18 protein-coding genes and 3 tRNA genes are annotated in these 21,983 nt (G+C 49.2%); 10 read left to right on the plus strand and 11 right to left on the minus strand.

The features are described 5' to 3' along the window. Window positions 1–94: 94 nt before the first annotated feature. The 6 genes from ycfP to hinT are packed head-to-tail and all read right to left on the minus strand — an operon-like array spanning window position 95 to window position 3,891. Window positions 95–637, minus strand: coding sequence for an alpha/beta hydrolase YcfP (gene ycfP / locus HV352_RS14325; protein ID WP_003030817.1), 543 nt, complete (start codon window positions 635–637; stop codon window positions 95–97). Window positions 638–658: 21 nt separating this feature from the next. Continuing rightward, a complete protein-coding gene (gene nagZ, locus HV352_RS14330; protein WP_016152675.1) occupies window positions 659–1,684 on the minus strand; it encodes a beta-N-acetylhexosaminidase in 1,026 nt (341 codons plus the stop codon). A 10-nt stretch (window positions 1,685–1,694) separates the two neighbouring features. Further along, a complete protein-coding gene (thiK, locus tag HV352_RS14335; protein ID WP_181634827.1) occupies window positions 1,695–2,519 on the minus strand; it encodes a thiamine kinase in 825 nt (274 codons plus the stop codon). After that, window positions 2,500–3,141: a penicillin-binding protein activator LpoB gene (lpoB, locus tag HV352_RS14340; RefSeq protein WP_016152673.1), complete on the minus strand. Its 642-nt coding sequence runs from the start codon at window positions 3,139–3,141 to the stop codon at window positions 2,500–2,502. The genes thiK and lpoB overlap by 20 nt, the downstream gene beginning before the upstream one ends. 13 nt (window positions 3,142–3,154) lie before the next feature. Continuing rightward, window positions 3,155–3,529, minus strand: a complete 375-nt coding sequence (locus HV352_RS14345) for a YcfL family protein (RefSeq protein WP_019076489.1) — start codon at window positions 3,527–3,529, stop codon at window positions 3,155–3,157. A gap of 2 nt (window positions 3,530–3,531) precedes the next feature. Beyond that, complete coding sequence (gene hinT, locus HV352_RS14350; RefSeq protein ID WP_016156204.1) at window positions 3,532–3,891, minus strand: purine nucleoside phosphoramidase; 360 nt, start codon at window positions 3,889–3,891, stop codon at window positions 3,532–3,534. Between the two features lie 348 nt (window positions 3,892–4,239). Here hinT and fhuE point away from each other — a divergent pair, with 348 nt between their 5' ends. Next, the gene (fhuE, locus tag HV352_RS14355) at window positions 4,240–6,426 is read left to right on the plus strand and encodes a ferric-rhodotorulic acid/ferric-coprogen receptor FhuE (protein WP_181634828.1); all 2,187 of its coding nucleotides are present in this window, start codon (window positions 4,240–4,242) and stop codon (window positions 6,424–6,426) included. A 98-nt stretch (window positions 6,427–6,524) separates the two neighbouring features. On the opposite strand, the gene HV352_RS14360 is transcribed toward fhuE, so the two are convergent. Continuing rightward, a tRNA-Asn gene (locus HV352_RS14360) sits at window positions 6,525–6,600 on the minus strand. Window positions 6,601–6,760: 160 nt separating this feature from the next. On the opposite strand from HV352_RS14360, the gene HV352_RS14365 reads away from it, so the two are divergent. Both HV352_RS14365 and HV352_RS14370 read left to right on the plus strand, forming a co-directional pair. Next, on the plus strand, window positions 6,761–8,248 hold the full coding sequence (locus HV352_RS14365) for an EmmdR/YeeO family multidrug/toxin efflux MATE transporter (RefSeq protein WP_283842397.1): 1,488 nt from the start codon (window positions 6,761–6,763) through the stop codon (window positions 8,246–8,248). A 99-nt stretch (window positions 8,249–8,347) separates the two neighbouring features. Continuing rightward, window positions 8,348–8,423, plus strand: a tRNA-Asn gene (locus tag HV352_RS14370). A gap of 72 nt (window positions 8,424–8,495) precedes the next feature. Here HV352_RS14370 and HV352_RS14375 read toward each other — a convergent pair. Continuing rightward, window positions 8,496–8,828, minus strand: coding sequence for a type II toxin-antitoxin system PemK/MazF family toxin (locus HV352_RS14375; RefSeq protein WP_049041157.1), 333 nt, complete (start codon window positions 8,826–8,828; stop codon window positions 8,496–8,498). Then, window positions 8,829–9,086, minus strand: coding sequence for an antitoxin (locus HV352_RS14380; RefSeq protein WP_049041154.1), 258 nt, complete (start codon window positions 9,084–9,086; stop codon window positions 8,829–8,831). It abuts the gene before it with no gap. A 611-nt stretch (window positions 9,087–9,697) separates the two neighbouring features. Here HV352_RS14380 and HV352_RS14385 point away from each other — a divergent pair. From HV352_RS14385 to HV352_RS14395, 3 genes are all read left to right on the plus strand, one after another. Beyond that, window positions 9,698–13,597, plus strand: a complete 3,900-nt coding sequence (locus HV352_RS14385) for a hypothetical protein (protein ID WP_109017714.1) — start codon at window positions 9,698–9,700, stop codon at window positions 13,595–13,597. A gap of 4 nt (window positions 13,598–13,601) precedes the next feature. Continuing rightward, complete coding sequence (locus HV352_RS14390; RefSeq protein WP_159137057.1) at window positions 13,602–16,061, plus strand: hypothetical protein; 2,460 nt, start codon at window positions 13,602–13,604, stop codon at window positions 16,059–16,061. Between the two features lie 131 nt (window positions 16,062–16,192). Further along, a complete protein-coding gene (locus HV352_RS14395) occupies window positions 16,193–16,324 on the plus strand; it encodes an AAA family ATPase (RefSeq protein ID WP_223870083.1) in 132 nt (43 codons plus the stop codon). Between the two features lie 178 nt (window positions 16,325–16,502). On the opposite strand, the gene cbl is transcribed toward HV352_RS14395, so the two are convergent. Both cbl and nac read right to left on the minus strand, forming a co-directional pair. Then, complete coding sequence (gene cbl, locus HV352_RS14400; RefSeq protein WP_016152661.1) at window positions 16,503–17,453, minus strand: HTH-type transcriptional regulator Cbl; 951 nt, start codon at window positions 17,451–17,453, stop codon at window positions 16,503–16,505. A 101-nt stretch (window positions 17,454–17,554) separates the two neighbouring features. Then, window positions 17,555–18,472, minus strand: a complete 918-nt coding sequence (gene nac / locus HV352_RS14405) for a nitrogen assimilation transcriptional regulator NAC (RefSeq protein ID WP_016156200.1) — start codon at window positions 18,470–18,472, stop codon at window positions 17,555–17,557. A 59-nt stretch (window positions 18,473–18,531) separates the two neighbouring features. On the opposite strand from nac, the gene HV352_RS14410 reads away from it, so the two are divergent. From HV352_RS14410 to HV352_RS14425, 4 genes are all read left to right on the plus strand, one after another. Beyond that, on the plus strand, window positions 18,532–18,684 hold the full coding sequence (locus HV352_RS14410) for a hypothetical protein (RefSeq protein WP_165500029.1): 153 nt from the start codon (window positions 18,532–18,534) through the stop codon (window positions 18,682–18,684). A gap of 113 nt (window positions 18,685–18,797) precedes the next feature. Continuing rightward, window positions 18,798–18,873 (plus strand) — tRNA-Asn (locus HV352_RS14415). A 213-nt stretch (window positions 18,874–19,086) separates the two neighbouring features. Further along, window positions 19,087–20,403 (plus strand): shikimate transporter, encoded by a 1,317-nt coding sequence (shiA, locus tag HV352_RS14420; protein WP_181634830.1) that lies wholly within the window; start codon window positions 19,087–19,089, stop codon window positions 20,401–20,403. Between the two features lie 118 nt (window positions 20,404–20,521). Further along, complete coding sequence (locus HV352_RS14425) at window positions 20,522–21,976, plus strand: AMP nucleosidase (protein WP_019076482.1); 1,455 nt, start codon at window positions 20,522–20,524, stop codon at window positions 21,974–21,976. Window positions 21,977–21,983: the final 7 nt, after the last annotated feature.

Here is a 21,983-nt window from a genome sequence, read left to right on the forward strand (position 1 = left end):
TGTATCAAGTTTTGATGCTGAAAAGATAGACAACACGAACTTTAAGAACAAAAAAACCAGCCCGAAGGCTGGTTTTTTACACGTTCATTGAGGATTAACCTAACGTCTTGAACGCTTTGATGCGCTGCAAATGCGGGGAGATATTCTTAAACTTGTGCGTCTGCTCTTCGTCCCAGACTATCTCGTAAAAATGATGCAGCTCTTCTGACGAACGCTGACTATTGAGCGCTTCATCATGACGTGACAGGATCACCAGGCAGCGATCGCGATTCTTTTCGCGGAAATTGGTCACGCATTTTGTCGCGATATCGGCATACTCTTCAGGCCTGTCGATTTTTCCTTCCATGTTCTCATACGGGAACAGGTTGGGATTAAACACTACCTGACGAATATCACACAGGAAACCAATCCGTTCAGCCCAATATCCCCCGAGCCCCACGCCACAAATCAGCGGACGGTCGTCCACATTAAGCTGCAGCATTTTGTCCACTTCTTTCAGTAGATGCTGCATGTCATGTTTAGGATGCCGCGTACTGTAGCTAATCAGCCTGACATCCGGGTCGATGAACTGTAGCTGCAACACCTTTTCGTGGTTGCCCGGGCTGTTAGAGTCAAAACCGTGTAAATAGATAATCATCGCATCCTCGCCAAACTTGCGTTAATGACCTGCTTTCTCTTCCTGCCAGCGCTCATGAAGCTGGTTGAGCTGGGCGCTTACCGTCTTCCAGCGTGCCGAGTCCATCAGTTCCTGACGTGAAAATGAACCTTTATGATACAAACGTGTAACACGTTCTGCATTGATCGGCGACAGATTATCTAACACACTGACCGCGCCTTTACGATTATTGCAGACCAGGATCATATCGCAACCCGCATCCAGCGATGCCTGACCACGCTCCGCATAGCTTCCCATAATCGCCGCCCCTTCCATCGACAAATCATCGGAGAAAATGACGCCATCGAAACCAAGCTCCTGACGCAGCACCGTTTTCAGCCAGTGTGGCGAACCGCTCGCCGGACGCGGGTCCACGTCACTGTAGATGACATGCGCAGGCATAATGGCATCGAGTTTGTTTTCCGTAATCAATGTCTGGAACACGGACATATCTTTTGCACGAATTTCGGCTTCTGAACGTGGATCGGTTGGGGTTTCTTTATGCGAATCCGCCGTCACTGCCCCATGACCGGGGAAATGTTTACCGGTAGTTTTCATGCCAGCAGCATGCATACCGTCAATGAAGCGGGTCGCCATAGCCAGCGCTTTCCGCGGATCGGCATGGTAAGAGCGTTCCCCAATCGCCGCGCTGATATGCCCCACATCCAGCACCGGCGCAAAACTGATATCTATATCCATTGCGATCATTTCGCTGGCCATTAGCCATCCGGCGTCCTGAGCCAGATTGCCGCCGTCTTCCAGACCGTGCAGCGCAGCAAAGGATTGGGCCGCGGGCAGACGCGTAAATCCTTCGCGAAAACGCTGTACCCTGCCGCCTTCCTGATCTACCGCCACCACCAGATGATTGCGTGATGCCGCGCGAATCTGGCGCACTAATTCACGCAACTGTTCCGGGTCATGATAATTTCGGGTAAAGAGGATCAACCCACCTACCAGCGGATGCGCCAGAATCTCACGCTCTTCAGCGTCCAGCTCATACCCTTCGACATCCAACATTACTGGGCCCACACTGCTCTCCTTATCCTTTCATTATTAGCTGCCGCCAGGTTTCATCGGCCAGCCTGATAAATTGTCGATCGCCGGTTTGTCGCCAGCGATACTCAAACCACCCCGCTTTCAGCATTATGACCCAGGGCCGCCATCGTCTGACCTGCCGCCACAGCGCGTTTTGTTCAATGTGCGCTCGTTGGGCGTAGGCGCTAACCAGCCGTTGGTGCTGAGATTCGTCGTTGACCCATACCGCCGCCAGCTCCAGAGCGATATCACCGTCTCCGGCATATTCCCAGTCAATCAGCCGCAGCCCTGATGCTGTACGTACGATGTTGTCACCGTGGACATCCATATGCAGAGGCCCCAGACGTAAAGGTCGAGGCTCACCGCTTTTCCTGAGTCGCTTCAACGCTCGCAACCAGCATGGCGTGCGACGCGCCGGATCGCCACACTGCCAGTACTGTTCGAGTAGCGGCAGCAGACTGATTCGCCAGCCCAATTGGGGTTGTTGGTGCAGATGATACAATAAGCCAGCGAGTTCGTCGGCGTCCGGCAATCTGGATTCTACCTTACCGTGAAAAAAGTCGACCGCCATCCACCCTCGTATATAAAAGCGGGGGCGCGGCGCAAGGCTTTCAGGCAGATGCTTTAACGCGTGATAGTGGCGTAAGAAATGCGATTCCGGCGCGTCAGGGTCGTGATGACAGCGCAACACTAAGCGGTGGGTATCGTGTTCGATGATGCAGCTCCCGCCGCTCAGGCCGCTCTGGTTGGCTACGACGGGATGATACTGCGGGAAATAGCGCGACAACACCTCGTCGCGCCTTAGCCGGTTATTGTTGCTGTACGGCACCTTTACCTGACCAGATTATCTCGCCAGTTTGTACCAGCATTAATTGCATTTGCAGGGCCGGCGAATTGACGTTGCCGGAGGCACTGGAATAGAGCACATACTGTGCGCCAACGTTACGGGCGATACCAATCGCTTTGCTGCGCGTTCCCAGACTGTCGTTCGGCGACAGACCTAACTGCTGTTTGGCGACAGCCAACTGCTGGGCGGAAACCAGAGTAAACTTGCCGTTATTCGCCAGCGCGTTCCTCAAGGTCTCGGTGGCTTCACCGGCATTCAACGAGCCGTTGGTCCGGTTATTCACGCTATCAACCAGCAGAACGCCTCCCGCTTTGACGCCGTCAGCCTGCAGCATTTTACCGACCATCGGCTGCATAGCCCCGTTCCAGTCATAGTGACGTTGACGTGGCGTCGGCTGCGCCGTTTGGTCCTCGTGCTCAATCGGACCCGGCTGCTGCGGTATGCTTGGCACCGTTGGTACAACCGGCACCGGCTGTTGCGGCTGCGCGGGCTGTTCCGGCACCGGCTTCACTTCCTCTACGGGTGCGGGCTCACGTTGCGCCACACAGCCAGAGAGAAACATCGCCAGCGCGGCAATCAGTGCGTAGCGATTCATTTTGATCATCAAGATTCACCCCTTACAAATAAAGATAAAGTCTAACCTTGTGCGCCCCCAAAAAATTGGCGCTGCCGTACAGCGTCACCGACGAATGAGCCGGGATAGTCACGCTGCGTGGCGCTTCCAGAGGATGCATTTCCAGTCCTCTGGCGTCATACCAGTAAAACCGATAATGAACGGTAACGGGTTCTTGTCTTTCGTTATAAAGTCGCGAGGATGCTGAGGCCTGAATATCAGACGTGGTTAACGTCGGCTGTTCTGCTGTAATGCCCGACGCCAGAATCGTTGATTCCATCACCAGCGACTGTTCATCACTTACCGGAATTTCAGGATGTGCCCGACAGCCAGCCAGTAGCAGCAAGCTCAGTGAAAGTGCAATGCATCCTCTGGTCATGCTTACAGACCTTTATGCGCAAGCATTGGACCAAGCGCCCGCCCGCCCAGCAGGTGCATATGAATGTGATACACCTCCTGACCGCCGTGACGATTGGTATTCATGATTAAACGATACCCATCCGCAGCAATGCCTTCCTGCTCGGCGATTTTCGCCGCTACGGTGATCATGCGACCCAACGCCTGCTCGTGTTCCGCCGTCACATCGTTGACGGTCGGGATCAGGACGTTAGGAATGATCAGAATGTGCGTAGGTGCCTGAGGGGAAATATCACGAAACGCAGTGACCAGTTCATCCTGGTACACGATATCTGACGGAATTTCACGACGGATAATTTTGCTGAATATAGTTTCTTCTGCCACGACGTTTTCCTTTTTCATTAACAGCCCAAGCGTTATGCCATGCTACGCCGGGTCACTCTGCGAGTATAGAGTATGAGCGAGTTACTCACGCTCTTTCAACTTTAACCCTCGATTTTTTAAGCAAAAAGCCCTGCCACTGCTGTTCTTATAACCATTTCCCGTCGCTATTGCTTAAGCATAGTACTGAAACAACATTTCACTTATGCCGTAGCATCTGTTTACACATTGAATGTGAATGCGTATATTTCGCATTTGTATTCGCGTGTGAACTTAATAATTTACAACCAAAGGGTTCATCACAACCTCAGTGATTCGAACTTAATATTAATAATTATCAAGGACTTTTCGATGTCTTTCACAACACACAACGGGGATGACCAACGCCAACCGGGGCTTGCCCCTTCTGTACTAGCAGCCTGCATCACGTTAGCACTATTGCCTTCCACCAGCCTCGCAGCCCCTGCTGAAGAGACGGTTATCGTTGAAGGCTCTGCTCCAGCTACATCCAGCGAGGAGCAGGATTACAGCGTTAAATCAACGACTGCTGGCACCAAAATGCAGATGACGCAGCGCGATATTCCGCAATCAGTCAGCATTATCAGTCAGCAGCGCATGGAAGATCAGCAACTGCAAACGCTGGGCGATGTGATGGACAACACGTTGGGGATAAGCAGAAGTCAGGCGGATTCAGATCGCAGTAGCTATTACTCTCGCGGATTTCAGATTGATAACTATATGGTCGATGGGATTCCGACCTATTTTGAATCCCGCTGGAATCTCGGTGATGCCCTTTCCGACACGGCCCTTTTTGAGCGTGTCGAAGTTGTCCGTGGCGCAAACGGGCTAATGACCGGGACGGGTAACCCCTCAGCCTCGATTAATATGATCCGTAAGCATGCCACCAGCCGCGAGTTCACCGGTAATGTTTCTGCGGAATATGGCAGTTGGAATAAACAACGATATGTGACCGATCTGCAAAGCCCGCTCACGGCAGACGGCAACGTGCGCGGGCGCATCGTGGCGGGCTACCAGAATAACGACGCCTGGCTTGATCGCTACAATAGCGAAAAAATGTTCTTCTCCGGGATTGTCGATGCCGATCTGGGCGACACCACCAGCCTGTCTGCGGGTTATGAATACCAGCGCATTGATATCAACAGCCCAACCTGGGGTGGATTGCCGCGCTGGAATACCGACGGCAGCAAAAACAGCTATGACCGCTCGCGCAGCACTGCGCCGGACTGGGCGTACAACGATAAAGACTTCAACAAAGTGTTTGTCACCATCAAGCAACGTTTTGCCGATACCTGGCAGGCGACCATGAATGCCACCCACTCCGAGGTCAAGTTTGACAGTAAAATGATGTACGTCGATGCCTATGTCAATAAAGCCGATGGTACGCTGATTGGCCCGTATGGCAGCTATGGTCCGGGCTATGACTACGTCGGAGGTACCGGCTGGAACAGCGGCAAGCGTAAGGTAGATGCCGTCGATCTGTTCGCCGACGGCGGTTACGACCTGTTTGGTCGTCAGCATAATCTGATGCTGGGCGGCAGCTACAGCAAACAGAATAACCGTTACGAAAGCGCGTGGGCGAACGTATTCCCCAACGAAATCGGCAGCTTCTATACCTTCGATGGTAACTTCCCGGAAACCAACTGGAACCCGCAGTCATTGGCCCAGGACGATACCACGCACATGAAATCGCTCTACGCCGCAACACGTATTTCGCTGGCCGACCCACTGCATTTGATTGTCGGCGCGCGTTATACCAACTGGCGTATCGACACCCTCGCCTACAGCATGGAACAAAACCACACCACGCCGTATGCGGGCCTGGTGTATGACATTGACGATAACTGGTCTACCTACGCCAGCTACACCTCAATCTTCCAGCCGCAGAACAAGCGCGACAGTTCCGGTAAATATCTCTCCCCAATTACCGGCAATAACTATGAACTTGGCCTGAAGTCCGACTGGATGAACAGCCGTTTAACCACCACCCTCGCGGTGTTCCGCATTGAACAGGATAACGTGGGCCAATCAACCGGCGTACCAATTGCCGGTAGCAATGGCGACACGGCCTATAGAGCTATGGATGGAACGGTCAGCAAAGGGGTCGAATTCGAAGTTAACGGTGCGATCACCGATAACTGGCAGATGACGTTCGGCGCGACACGCTATGTTGCTGAAGACAACGAAGGCAATGCGGTAAACCCGAACCTACCGCGTACCACAGTAAAACTGTTTACCCGTTATCGCCTGCCAGCCATGCCGGAACTGACCGTGGGCGGTGGGGTTAACTGGCAGAATCGTGTATATAGCGATACGGTCACGCCGTTTGGCACATTCCGTGCGGAACAGGGAAGCTACGCCCTGGTCGATTTATTCACCCGCTATCAGGTGACGAAAAACGTCTCTGTGCAGGGTAACCTCAATAACCTGTTCGATAAAACCTACGACACCAATGTCGACGGATCTATCGTCTATGGCGAGCCGCGCAACGTCAGCGTCACCGCCAGCTATCAGTTCTGATTCGAAACACATCACGCTCCACCTGCTCGTCAGGTGGATGCACTGGACTGAGAAAACAAAAAGCCCGCTTAAGTTTCCTTAAGCGGGCTTCTTAAATATGGCTCCTCTGACTGGACTCGAACCAGTGACATACGGATTAACAGTCCGCCGTTCTACCGACTGAACTACAGAGGAATCGTTGTGGAGGCTTATCTTAGCGGCGAAAAAATTTTTGTCAAACCCCATTTCCCCGAATAAGTTTCAATTGATGTTTCTCTCGACAGTTTGTTGCATTTCCAGACATTTTAAATGGAAAAAACTTTGCAGCTTTTTGGATTCTCCCTCATCATTTGAAATGAGGTTTCAACTTTCTTCTTTAAGGTCCACTTTGAACGTCTCCGCTGCCTTACGCCAGGTCGCTTCCCGCACGCCCTGGTATGCTAAACGCAAGAGTTATAAGGTTCTCTTTTGGCGCGAAATCACTCCGCTTGCGGTCCCCATTTTTCTGGAAAACACCTGTGTACTGTTGATGGGCGTACTGAGTACCTTCCTTGTTAGCTGGTTGGGAAAAGAAGCAATGGCTGGCGTTGGTCTCGCCGACAGTTTCAATATGGTCATCATGGCGTTTTTTGCCGCCATCGATCTGGGAACCACGGTGGTGGTAGCATTTAGCCTGGGAAAACGAGATCGTCGACGGGCAAGGGCAGCAGCCAGACAATCGCTGGTGATCATGACGATTTTTGCTACCGTGCTGGCAGCGGTCATTCACTATTTTGGTGAACAGATTATTGACGTTGTCGCCGGTGAAGCAACCCCCGATGTTAAGGCCTTGGCACTCACCTATCTGGAACTAACGGTGCTCAGCTACCCGGCGGCAGCCATTGCTTTGATCGGTAGCGGCGCACTTCGCGGAGCCGGAAATACCAAAATTCCGCTGTTGATTAATGGCGGTATGAATATCCTAAATATCATCATCAGCAGCATCCTGATCTACGGGGTCTTTTCCTGGCAAGGGCTGGGATTTGTGGGGGCAGGACTCGGGCTGACCATTTCACGCTACATCGGTGCGTTCGCCATTATCTGGGTGCTGATGATTGGTTTTAATCCGGCGCTGCGAATTCCCTTCAAAAGCTATTTTAAGCCGCTCAATCTCGCCATTATCTGGGAAGTTATGGGGATCGGTATTCCGGCAAGTATTGAGTCAGTGCTATTTAATGGCGGTAAACTGTTAACGCAAATGTTTGTCTCCGGCATGGGAACCAGCGTAATTGCCGGAAACTTCATTGCCTTTTCTATCGCCGCGCTCATCAACCTGCCGGGGAATGCTTTAGGCTCCGCGTCGACAATCATTACCGGCAGGCGTCTGGGAAATGGTCAGATTGCCCAAGCGGAAATCCAGTTACGCCATATATTCTGGCTATCAACAATCGGCTTAACCGCCATCGCCTGGCTAACCGCCCCCTTTGCCGGCGTTATGGCCTCATTTTATACCCACGATCAGGATGTAAAAGAGGTCATAGTCATCCTAATTTGGCTCAACGCAGCGTTTATGCCGATATGGGCGGCATCCTGGGTGCTACCATCAGGGTTTAAGGGCGCACGTGATGTGCGTTTTGCGATGTGGGTATCGATGTTGGGCATGTGGGGCTGTCGCGTTGTGGCGGGTTACACCTTGGGAATCGTATTAGGATGGGGTGTAGTCGGCGTTTGGTTAGGGATGTTCTTCGACTGGGCCGTGCGCGCCGCGTTATTTTACTGGCGTATGGTTACAGGCCGCTGGTTATGGAAATACCCTCGTCCCGAGCGTGAAAAGTGCATAAAACGACCGGTTGCGTCTGAATAAGCGGCGAAATGGGGAATATTTCAGCAAACGATCGCATTTATCTATTCAGGCTTTGACAACGCTGAGTGGCATCGCTAATATTCGCCTCGTTCACACGATTCCTCTGTAGTTCAGTCGGTAGAACGGCGGACTGTTAATCCGTATGTCACTGGTTCGAGTCCAGTCAGAGGAGCCATATTTAAGAAGCCTGCTTAGGAAACTAAGCAGGCTTTTTGCTTTTCTACGTTTGTTAATCACACCGAAAGCCTCAGCTTAGAATGGCTTCCAGTCGGGCCAGCACTTCATTTACGACAGCTTCGGGTATACGTTCCAGACACTTACCGTTCCGGGCCCCCATATCAATCGTTCTGGGTTGGTCGCAGCGAATAACGCCCGTTGTTTTTGTTCCCACACCGTCCAGGGAGACGGTAAAACCGGCTGCGCGGGCAAAGTTTCCGCCGCTGGTGACGGGAACGACAACGGGTAGCCGGGTGAACTTATTAAATGATGCAGGAGAAACGATAAGCACCGGACGTTTTCCGCTTTGTTCATGTCCGGCTGTAGGATCCAGTGAGACGAGCCAGATTTCTCCTCTGTCCATTTACAGGATCTCCTTGCCCACTGCAGGCGCATCAATCCATTCCCTATCCTCATCACTCATTTCAGCGTGCGGATCGCACTGCGCCAGCAGTTCCTCAAGCGAATAACGAGGTCGTTTCTGGGGTTCAATAATCAGGCAGCCATTATCAATGGTCATACCCACTTCGCTGTCAGTCGACAGCGCCAGCGTTTTCAGCACGGCGGGAGGAACCGCCAGCATGATGGATCCGCCGACCTTTTTCAGGCGAGTGGTATACATAGAACACCTCCGAATATTATATTTTAATATAACATCAATGGTGGATGGTGCGCAATTTTTAGTCAGATTCATTCTTATTTCCTTAGCGTGGATAAGCGTGAAGGAGGCCTTAATCCGTCCTAAGACAGATCCGGCAGTTTTCAAAGGCTGCATTATCGGTAAAACGGCAACTATCCCTGATACATCAGGCTCTTCTTTCAGGTCATGAAGCATTTTATGCAGGTGGGAGCTTAGTTCGTGGTAAGAAGACCGATAATAGAAAACTATGTTTGCGGTTCAAAGGATTATGGCGGATCAGATAAACGAAATGCGGCGCAGCTTCCGGCACGGACCTTCTCCGGAGAAGTATCAGCGATAGTGCAAAGGTCAAATTAGTTCAGATGTGACACCCGGCAATTAGGCAAGAGAAAAAGAACGAACACGCGTTTACAGAGAACATATGACCTAAAGTAACAATATGACATCAAGACTAATCATAACTTTACAAAATATATCATGCTCATTGATTTATAAAGAAAAATTAACCACAACTATTGCAATGTCATCCGAGCGGCGTAACATAAATTGTTGAAATATTAGTCGTCGAAAAGTCGAGATAGATGAGGTGATATGTGAATTCCCCTTTACTGCGTTCCTATAATGCCGTTATCGAACATACGTTATCCCAAGCAAAAAAATCCAGAACAACGAAACACATTGCCGGTTTTTGTCAGTTACAGGGGCCCACGGGCAGTGGAAAAACTAGCGCTCTCTACCGTTCTGGCTTCGCCGATAACGTCCCTCCGGCGTTGGAAACAATAAAAAAGTCAGGCTCTCAGGCCATTCTGGTTACCCATCGCTGGAATATACTCCACGACATTTACGAAAAAACAGGTTCGCATGAAGACAGCAATGGAAAACCATTTAACGTTAGTGTGCTTTATGCGCAGGATGAACAAATTGTTTCTGCAATCGAGGTTACGCCACTACCTCATGAGAAAGATATTTCCGCAGATTCACTCCCGGATCCCTTTAATTCCATCAACGAACTTGAGGGAAAAAACTTATTTGTCGACCCAGATATTGCAGACAAACTGCGTAAGAATTGCAGGAATATCCTATATATCAATAAATTATTGAAAGGATACCCGGCACATTTACGTGCAGCTATCGCCAGTGAAAAAGAGGCGTTAATAAGATCATGTGCGGCAGTTGAGATATCGTTAATTCAAAATATCAAATTGCTGGAAAAAGAAGCCAGGAAGCAAAAAGAAAAATATGGTGAAGAACATGAACTCTTGCAGGCCGCCAAGCAACGAGTTGATGACTTCCGTCGTCATGCCTGGGTCAGACGCATTCTGCCCGCCATCGCCTGGCGCGACGAAAAACAACACCTGCTGATTATGACAACCCAAAAACTCGTTTCATCATTTTACGATGGGCGGCGCAAAGTACGAATGTCCAGCAAAGAGCTGCGCAATTATGTCATTTTTATTGATGAATTTGATTATCAGGCTGAGGTACTACAGGAATATCTGGCGCAAGCCCAATGGGTTCAGGAACCACCTGAATGCTTGGGGCAGTTACTCGAGGGGGGACGCAGATTACTGCAACGAATGCAGTATGTTGAAACAGCACCTGCACCGATGATCCGTGAACGTCTTGGGACATTTCTTAACGAACTGGATGAGGCCTTAAAAGGAAAAAAAATTGATTTAACTCATGCCAGATCGCTAGTAATTCCTCTGCAAAGATATCTGGATAATAAACCCTTCGGTGAACATTATTTATTTCGCTCCGATCAACTGGTAAGCAGTGAGCGCCTTATCATGCGACAAGCTGAACATGGCTACGAAATTATCAGACCAGATTCCTCATTTCAGGATAACGATCAGGCTATCGATATCAGTGATTTTTTGCGCCTGATGGAAAAGTTTATTCGAAAGTTCAGTCTGATGTTAACGGACCTGACAGCCAGCGAAGATGAAACGTATGAATACATCAAAAAGTTAACCCGACTTCTGTTCGACCCGGTTAATGACTACAGACCGTCATATTATGGTTCAACCCTGCCAAATATGTCTCGGTTTTTGTTGCCACGTACCGATCTGCCTGAACTGCGGGAACTAAGAAAAAGTAATATTTTGCCCAATACACATGCCAGTATTTTTGGGTTAACTAACTGGTTACTGAAACAAAATGTTGTGGATACCGATATCGATCCATTACGAATACAGATCAAGCGTGCGTTCTTGCCAACAACAGCAGAAGGTTTACTACTGTCACTAGCCAGCCGTAATCTCGTTTTTGCACTGTCGGCCACATCATATATTGAAAGAGCCTGCAACCACTTTGATGTCCGGTGGATAAACTCAGCCTTACGCTATATTGCAGAAGCACGTAACCCTACAGTTACGGAAAGCTTTCTCGGAACTACTTTTGAAAACCGACCTGATTCCTGGTTTAAAGAACCGATGCCCTACGTTCAGACCGATGATGACCTTCAGTTACAAAATACCGCGATTGAAGAAATCAATAGCAGCAAGGAAAGCATCAGAAAGACACAACTGAATACTGAGATTCATGATTTTAATAGAACAAAGAACAGCCCGCATTCAGCCGATCTTCTCGCTTCTCTGCCCCCCGATTTTTTCCAGAATGATGATGAACCTTCAACAGATTTCGAATCAGAGTATCGCCAGAATATTCTACTTAAACTGCTTGATGTGCTGGATCTAGCAGGAAAAAGGCCTCAGCACCGAGGGCATCTGGCTTTTGTTAATTCCATATCTTATTTAAGAAAATGGCTAACCGCTGCAATAGCGACACAAAGCAGAGATTGCCTCACATGGTTAAAGCTGGATCCGCCTTTATCCGACAATCTTCTGCTAAAGAATTTTACTGATGTATTTATCCCGTTGACTATACATAACGAGCCCGCACTAATCTGTCTGTTAACCGCAGAATGTCAGAAAAAAAAGGGCTTCAGTGATGCCTATCAGGCTGCATTTGCTTCCCGACGTATTGTTATTGTGCTGACACAAACTGCCTCTGCTACCAACGGTATAAATCTAGATTTCAGCCTGCCTGAATCCGGCAAAAATATGGATTTGACCTGTTTATATTTACTGGAATCACGGCATTTTTACTTTTCCGCTTTCCAGACCAGTGCAGATAGCAATGATGATATGGCACATGCAGGCTTCCAGTTACGCAATCTGGAAAAACTACTACGAGCAGGGGAAATTTCACGTAAACAGCATCAGCGCTTCATCCTGCCACTGATGTTGAACAGGAAGAACGAAATCTCCCGGTTAAACGGAGAGTATAAGAGAACCAGCGATTATATAAAAAATACGGCAGCCAATGTTCAACAGCAGGTTGGTCGTATTGAGAGAGCCTGGTGCGAAGTACCCAACGCTGAGATTCACCTTGATGCTGAACTAGCAAAAGACCTGTCCCGCTTTGCTTCATTACCTATCTATACATCAAATCGTCGACAGCTTTCGGCACTCAATCGTCAATTACTGGATACACTTCGGGAGCGTGATGAACTGACACAGAATAATTTCTTCAGCCAGCTCATGACGCCGACACAGCCTGGAAAACTAGCAGTGGATTATATCGATCAGCGACTAGTTCCGGCTATTCGATTGTTACGGGAACAGTCAACACCAAGAGATGACATCCCATTACTCTGGCGACAACTCGGTAAAGCAGTACTTCAACATGATTTAGCCTGGAAACCGGGAAAAAACGCTTTCGACATTGATCTTGAATTATATAAATGGGCTTGCTTTGAAAAGCCGAAATTAGCTAATACTGACGGCAAAATCTGGTACTCCCCACAGACATGGCAGTTTTTTGACAAAACAGCAGAAGGGCTGCGCCAATACAACCCTCAGAAACTGTATCAGTATATCCAACGTCATCCTGTCATTACTGACTGGTTCAACCGTAAGGGTTACAGAACGTCTATTATGCCCTTCGCGAACGATTTGGAAGAGCGTTACGCATTCCATCCACTAGTTATACAACGCCTACTGATGGGACGTCTGGGAGAAGAAGCTATCCGGGCACTTCTTTATTCAGAGAGCATCATTACCACCAGCCAAGTGAGCAATCACCGGCTTTTTGAGCAGTATGATTTCAGCATAAAAAATTCTGATTATCGTGTGGATGCTAAGTTTTGGAGACAAGATACTCTCGATAAGGCAGATGAAGAATATCAACAATGGTTGGCATCTGGCGCAAATCAAGAGCATACCCCTCTGGGTCTGAGTAAAAAACTGGCACAAATTCGCGCTATCGAGGGTAATAAAACCAAATTGGTTATCGCCAACTTTGTTGCTCCACATGCTGATAGTCAATTACTGGGTTTCTCTCACCAATTAACCCCTGTTCAAAATCCTTATGAGGCGGACATTCTGATTCTCGGCGGATGCGTGACCCCAGACACCATTTCAGTGGAAACACCCGGATTCGGGCAACTCAAAAAAATCATCAATCAAAACATTATGGAAAGAGCATAACATCATGGCGAAACGTAATGACGAAATAATCCGTTCTCTCCCTCTTTCACACATGATTTACCGGGACAACGAGATCGATCGGGAGAAAGCTGAAAAACTAGTTGTCTATCATTATCCGTTAAGTAAAAACTATCGCTGGAATGAATGGCAAAGCCGAATTGATGATGAGTTAGGCAGTCGTTATTATCCTTATTTGATGAAATCTCATAAGGATCAATTTGGACTATACGTTGCTTTGGACTCAGAGCAAGACAAGCCACCAATAATAAAAAATGGTGATGGGATTATTGTTGAGCCAACGCGTGTCCATTACGAGGCTATGCTGAATCCAGTATGGATCCGACTTATCATGCGTAAAGTCTCCGCCTTTGGTTCACATTGCAAAGGTAGCCATACACTGGGATGCCCATTACTACAGACTGACGTCTGGAAAAGTAAGAATAGTTGCGGTATCAATGCAATTAGTCTGGACTGTCGCACTCAACAAAGAAGCGATAAAAATATCACTGAGGTTATATTATTTCATAAAAATGTCCCACTACGTCCAGTCGATATAAAAGACGAATTATTTAATATTCATCAACCATTATGGATTTATGATAAAAATAATGTTCTTGCCCGTTGGAAAGCGGAAAAAACGACAAAACCTAAATCTCAAATTTACCGGGAAGTAGCCAAAAATAAAGATAAACGCAAGCTACGCCCTTTTCTCGACCTTTCGTCTTCAACCTCACTCAAAAATAGCTGGCCTTGGATTCTTCAACCCGTTCAAAATGAATTTATTGAGCAAGCAAGAAAATTTGGCTTCGGATTATCTCCAGTAGTACTTAAGTTACGCCCTTTACCGCTTAAAACAAAATTCAAAACAGCTGACAAGGCTAAATTCCCAAGTGTACAGCTTGATAAAGAGATAAAGGTTCTTGATCTACGTTTTTCGAAAAATGTATCCCCACAATACATTGTTAATAACATTCAATCCCTGCTGAATGAAAAATATCCTGATGCACGCATGTCATTACTACCTGATATAGAACCGGATCAGATTGTGAACATAAAAATTGATGGATCACAGTGTCTACTTGTTTTGCTGGATCAGACTCCGGGTATCATTGACGATCGCTATCCATTGACACAAATATTAAGAACAAAAGCTGCCTGCCAGCATATTAATGTTAATCCTTTTGATCTCACAGTCGACCCAATTACGGATAACTTACTAATAGAACAGTCTACCCCTGACGGTGACACGAGGCTTATTCCTGCCACAGATTCTCGTTACTATGATTATAGTATCAGTGATTTTGAGAAAAAAGCGGTTCAAGAATCTTTGGCACGTAATGTTGAAATTGTATATAAAGAATTAGCCCTGAAGCATTTGCTGCTATGCAATGAGACCAAAATTAGTGTGACGCTTCCGCAGCAGAAGGATCTACTCACTAGCAGTCTCGCTGTAATCACTAATGGCTGTTTGTTTACTGTTAAACAAGACCGCCCAATAATATTACCTTTCCACCCAGCTATGCCAGATGCTGTTTCAGCCTGTGATGATATACTCTGTTCATTTGATACCTCTGTAACAGCACTACTCGCTTTGCTTAACGAAAAGTGGCCTTACCATTATCGCCCCCAAGATATTACACAAGGGATTTGGAATGAAGCAGAGAAGTTGACCCGATTTATTAATCGGTTGACGGTGATAATTCACAAAACGGAAGAAGTGACTATCCTCCTTCAGGATCCACAATATGGAGCACCTCATATGCTTCCGGAGAAATTAAACGATTTAATGACTATTCTGGATTCTCAACGGCAACAACTCCCTCTTAATAAATGGTTATTACCTGAAATGGATGAACTAATGTTTCATATAGACCAACTTACTGAAGAAGGTGAATTATCCGATACAAATAAAAATACGTTACTTCGTGAACTCGAGTTGTTGTGTGACCTATGGAAATGTGCTTTAAGAAAATATTATTCCGACAATGAATTCAATGTCACTTATGATGTTTTAAAAAATTATGTTTTTTCCCAATGGCCTGAAAAGAAAAATGCGCTTATGGTGGAATTCGCTAAAAAATCAGTTAAAAGAGCCAGTACATCATTAATAGCATCATGGAATAAATTATTATCTCGTGTCTTCGATTTACCTTTAGGCGATCCTCGCAACTGGCTCAAGAACGTACCAGGTATTACACGACTCTGGCATGATCCAGAGCAAAATTACGTCATTGTTGGCAGTCTTTCCTCCCCTCAACCTATTATTCAACGTCAACCCAGTATTCGCCAATGGCATGCATTGCAGGGTGAACTTAATTCCGAACTTCTTGCCGGACTAGTTGATGTTGATTGGGTCAGAATGAATCAACTAGCGGGCAATCCCTGTGTGGCTACGCTTGTGCGTCGATGGAAGGAATGTCAGGTTCAGCTGGATGATGTGCGTGATGTATCACTGACAGAGTAAAGTTTCAATGCCTCAGGTAATAATATAGGACCTGAGGCATTGTGAACAACTAAGCTATTAGAAGAATGAAGTTTACATGCAATGTAATAACATCAGCTTTGTCGATATCCTATACACAGATTGAGGGACGTATGCGCATTCATCAGGTTCAAATAAAGAATTTCCGACTTTTAGCTGACGTGGAGCTTGTATTAGAGGAACAGACAACAGTCATTGTTGGTCGAAACAACAGTGGGAAAACTGAATCGCCACGGATAATCTAGACACTTCCGAGCCGTTGTGGACTGCCCCCACCCCGGTAGACGATCCTGCTCTATAGTTGTGGGGGCAGTCCAGTTTTAATAACTGGCCCAAAGCTGAAAGCTTTCCGGAACCCCCAGCCTAGCTGGGGGTTTTCTGTGCACAAAAAGCCTGCTTAGGAAACTAAGCAGGCTTTTTGCATTATATCTGATAATCAATCACGGCTTCATCTGGCTCCATCGCCTGGCGCTTGATTTCATCGACGGATAACCCTGCGTTGCATAGCTCAATAAATCGCCAGACATAGTTGCGCTGCAGTTGCCCGCGTTTCAGGCCCAGCCAGACGGTATTTGCATCAAATAAGTGCCGGGTATCCAGACGTGTTAAGCTCCCCTCCTCCTGCTCTCCACTGGATTGTTCTGCCACCAGCCCGATTCCCAGCCCCAGCGACACATAGGTTTTAATCACATCCGAGTCCTGGGCGCTGAGGATAATATCCGGCACTAACCCTTTACGGGCAAATGCCTCATCGATACGGGAACGCCCCGTAATCCCCTGACGATACGTAATTAATGGCCAGTGGGCGATAGATTCCAGTGTGAGAGGAGACGTTTTCACCAAGGGATGGTCGTGAGGTACAAGCAGGCTGTGGTGCCAACGGAACCAGGGAAAAGCTACCAACAGCGGATCGCTGCTCAGTCGCTCGCTGGCAATCCCGATGTCTGCCCCACCGTTTTGCAACAGTACGTCAATCTCCTGCGGTGTACCCTGGATCAGTTCCAGACGCACCTCAGGGAAGAGCTCACGAAAGGCTTTAATCACCGCGGGCAGACTATAGCGTGCCTGTGTATGCGTGGTGGCAATCGTCAGTACACCGGACGTGTCATTGGTAAACAGATCCGCCAGTCTGCGAACGTTGCTGGCCTCATTCAGAATACGCTCGGCAATAACCAGCAAGGCTTTGCCCGGTTCGGTCATGCCCAGCAGGCGTTTACCGCGACGGATAAAAATCTCAATGCCAAGTTCATCTTCAAGTTCACGAATATGTCGGCTGACTCCCGACTGCGAGGTGTACAGTATATTCGCGACTTCCGTCAGGTTGTAATCCTGACGGGCCGCCTCGCGGATTATTTTAAGTTGCTGGAAATTCACTTTTCGCTCCGGGCGCATCAGACATTACGCTATTGTTAAAGTCTGATGCCCGGCATAACAAATAATAAAAACCCGCATCTTATTCCTGAAGGGAATAAGGTTTAGCTGACCAGCTGTAGTTCGCGGTTTTCCAGTGCCGGACGGCTTACCAGCGACAACAGGATCTCCTTCACGGCCTGTGCCTGCGGCGATAAGCTCCCTCTGGCTGAGACGTTCAACGATAATGGCAGATTCATCGACGGGGTTGTTATCCGCGCCATCCAGCCGTTAGCGGCATTACATAATGAACGGGCTGCCGACTCAGGCAACACTGTGACGCCCATCCCGCTGGCGATGGCAGCCGTTAAGGTGGCGATAGATTCAATTTCGCCAATCACTTTGGCCGTCAGGCGACGTAGCGAAAAAGCTTCATCTACACGCAGGCGAACTGCGCTGTAATCCCGTGGCAAAAACAGATTCATCTGCGCCACCGCGGCTAAATCGACGCTTTGCCCCGGGCAATCACGCGTCCCGACCAGGTACAGATCCTCTTTAAGCAACGGTTGACTGCTGATACCCGCCACGGGTGAGCGCTCGTAGAGCACCGCCATGTCTAAATGCCCGCTGAGCAGCTTGTCATTCAGCACCGCCCCACTGTTTTCATGCAAATAGACCAGCACATCGGGCAGCTCTGCTCGTACTGTCTGTAATAACGGCATAGTGATGGCTGACGCCGCCGTCCCCGGTGCCAGGCCAATAGAGACCTGTCCCCCCAGGGTCTGACCCACGTTATTGACCGCAAGTTGCGCCTGCTCGCACTGACGTAAAATCGTCCGCGCATGGGCATACAACACTTTCCCCGCTTCCGTCGGTGTGACGCCGCGTTTGGTGCGAATCAGCAGTTGCTGATCCAGTTCGCCTTCCAGCGTAGCAACCTGCTGGCTCAGCGCGGGTTGCGCGATATGCAACACTTCCGCTGCCTGGGTCAGGCTACCAATATCGACGATTTTCACGAAATATTTCAGTCGTCTGAAGTTCATTTTGCCTCCTGTCGGAATACCAGAACCCGTGCTGGCAGTCATTAATTCAGGATTGCAAGATGCTTGCCAGTTTAGTCAGCAGCCGTGTTTTACGGTTAAAACCGCGTAAAGTCAGGCTCAAAGGTGAAGAATGGACTTTTTGCACACCTGAACCTCTCATTCTGGCTGCCCTGGAAGAGGTAGACGCGCACCAGAATGGGGCAAAAGCATAAAAAGACGGAAAGATCGCCGCTTTGCTGATTTTGTCAGCAAACGAACGCACAAATGTATTTCCCCCTTTGACAAGCCTCATCGCCCTCGCTAATATGCGCCTCGTTCAAACGATTCCTCTGTAGTTCAGTCGGTAGAACGGCGGACTGTTAATCCGTATGTCACTGGTTCGAGTCCAGTCAGAGGAGCCAAATTTAAGAAGCCTGCTTAGGAAACTAAGCAGGCTTTTTGCTTTTCTGTTTTTCATTCGTCTTATTTTTCATGTAGCCCTCTGGTGAGGGAGATAATCGTTTTCTCTTCCCGTCTGTCGCGGTAATCTCATAACGGTCGTTAATATATCGACTGCAATGTGTGTAGCCCAATTCAAATACTAATAACTAAAAGACAGTACAGACAGGATAACTATGGATTCCACTCTCACCTCCGCGGGTCCCCAAGAGGACGTCTCTTCGCTTCATCGTGCCCGACGCGCTGCGCTTGGTAGCTTCGCTGGCGCCGTGGTCGACTGGTATGATTTTCTGCTTTATGGCATCACCGCCGCACTGGTCTTTAATCGCGAGTTCTTCCCGCAGGTTAGCCCGGCAATGGGAACACTTGCCGCATTTGCCACCTTTGGCGTCGGATTTTTGTTCCGTCCGTTAGGCGGGGTTATCTTCGGCCACTTTGGCGATCTCCTTGGCCGTAAACGCATGCTGATGCTCACCGTCTGGATGATGGGGATTGCCACTGCGCTGATAGGGATTATTCCTTCTTTTGACACTATTGGCTGGTGGGCCCCTGTGCTGCTGGTGACGCTACGCGCCATTCAGGGATTCGCCGTTGGTGGTGAATGGGGCGGCGCGGCGTTGCTCTCGGTCGAAAGCGCGCCGAAAAATAAAAAAGCCTTCTACAGCAGTGGCGTTCAGGTCGGTTACGGCGTCGGACTGCTGCTTTCTACCGGTCTGGTATCACTGATTAGCTCGCAAACCACCGATGAGCAGTTCCTGAGCTGGGGCTGGCGTATTCCGTTCCTGTTCAGCATCGTACTGGTTTTGGGCGCGTTGTGGATGCGTAACAGAATGGATGAATCAGCCGAATTCGAACAGCAGCAACAGGCAGCGCAACCAGAGAAAAAGCGGTTACCGGTGGTCGAGGCGTTAATCCGCCATCCGGGCGCATTCTTAAAAATTATCGGCTTGCGCTTATGTGAACTACTGACGATGTATATCGTCACCGCGTTTGCCCTTAATTACTCTACGCAGAACCTGGGCCTACCCCGCGAGCTGTTTCTGAATATCGGTTTGTTAGTGGGAGGACTGAGCTGTCTGACCATCCCCTGCTTTGCCTGGCTTGCCGACCGCTTTGGTCGACGGCGCGTGTACATTACCGGTGCACTGGTCGGTACGCTGAGCGCCTTCCCGTTCTTTATGGCGCTGGAAGCACAGTCTATTTTCTGGATCGTGTTCTTCGCGATTATGTTGGCCAATATTGCGCACGATATGGTGGTCTGCGTACAACAGCCTATGTTTACCGGTTTGTTTGGCGCAAGTTATCGCTACAGCGGCGCAGGCGTTGGCTATCAGGTGGCAAGTGTGGTTGGCGGTGGTTTTACCCCCTTCATTGCTGCGGCACTGGTGACATTCTCTGGAGGAGAATGGCACAGCGTGGCCATTTATCTGATGGCCGGGTGTCTTATTTCCGCCGCCACTGCATTGCTGATGCGGGATAAGCAGCACAGTTAAGCCCTGATGCGAAGGTCATTCGACCTTCGCACAATCTTCCTCTACGTCTGACTTTTGTTTCATATTCCTGTGACATACTATCGGGAGAGCAGTACATCTGTGGAACAAGGAGACAGACATGAACAATAAGGGCTCCAGCCTGACCCCAACTCAGGCACTGGATAAACTGGACGCGCTGTACGAGCAGTCGGTTAAAGCACTGCGTAGCGCCATTGGTAAGTACATTGAAACAGGGACGCTCCCTGACATAATCGCCCGCCATAATGGTCTTTTTGTTTACCCATCGCTTTGTGTCACCTGGGATGGCAGCGCCACCAATCCCCCGAAAACCCGTGCCTATGGCCGTTTTACCCATGCGGGCAGCTATACCACTACGATCACCCGTCCGTCGCTTTTTCGTCCCTATCTTGAAGAACAACTCACGCTGCTGTATCAGGATTATGATGCGCATATCTCCGTCGATCCGTCGCAGCATGAAATCCCTTATCCCTATGTGATCGACGGTTCTGAACTGACGCTCGACCGCTCAATGAGCGCCGGATTAACGCGCCATTTCCCCACTACCGAGTTGTCACAAATCGGCGACGAAACAGCCGACGGTACCTATCATCCGGCGGAATTCTCCCCGCTGTCGCACTTCGACGCCCGACGAGTAGATTTTTCGCTCGCACGACTGCGTCACTACACGGGAACGCCGGTTGAACATTTCCAGCCATTTGTGCTGTTCACCAACTACACCCGCTATGTCGATGAGTTCGTGCGCTGGGGCTGCAGCCAGATCCTCGATCCGAACAGCCCCTATATCGCGCTGTCATGCGCAGGCGGGATCTGGATCACCGCTGAAACGGAAGCTCCGGAAGAGGCCATCTCCGATCTCGCCTGGAAGAAACATCAGATGCCCGCCTGGCATTTAATCACCGCCGACGGTCAGGGGATCACGCTGGTCAATATCGGCGTTGGCCCGTCTAACGCTAAAACCATTTGTGATCATCTGGCCGTACTGCGCCCTGACGTCTGGCTGATGATTGGACACTGTGGCGGCCTGCGCGAAAGTCAGGCGATTGGCGACTATGTTCTGGCCCACGCTTATCTGCGTGACGACCATGTGCTGGATGCCGTACTACCACCGGATATTCCGATTCCGAGCATTGCGGAAGTACAACGCGCACTGTATGACGCCACCAAAGAAGTCAGCGGCATGCCCGGCGAGGAGGTGAAACAGCGCCTGCGTACCGGTACCGTCGTCACCACCGACGATCGCAACTGGGAGTTACGTTATTCCGCTTCTGCGCTGCGTTTTAACCTCAGTCGCGCGGTGGCTATTGATATGGAAAGCGCCACCATCGCCGCCCAGGGTTACCGCTTCCGCGTCCCTTACGGCACACTGCTGTGCGTTTCCGATAAACCGCTGCACGGCGAGATCAAACTGCCTGGTCAGGCCAACCGTTTTTATGAAGGTGCCATTTCCGAGCACCTGCAAATAGGTATCCGGGCAATCGATCGTCTGCGTGCTGAAGGCGATCGACTGCACTCCCGTAAATTACGTACGTTCAACGAACCGCCGTTCCGTTAAGGCCTGA

Source organism: Citrobacter sp. RHBSTW-01044, from assembly GCF_013781945.1.
Lineage (GTDB): Bacteria > Pseudomonadota > Gammaproteobacteria > Enterobacterales > Enterobacteriaceae > Citrobacter > Citrobacter braakii.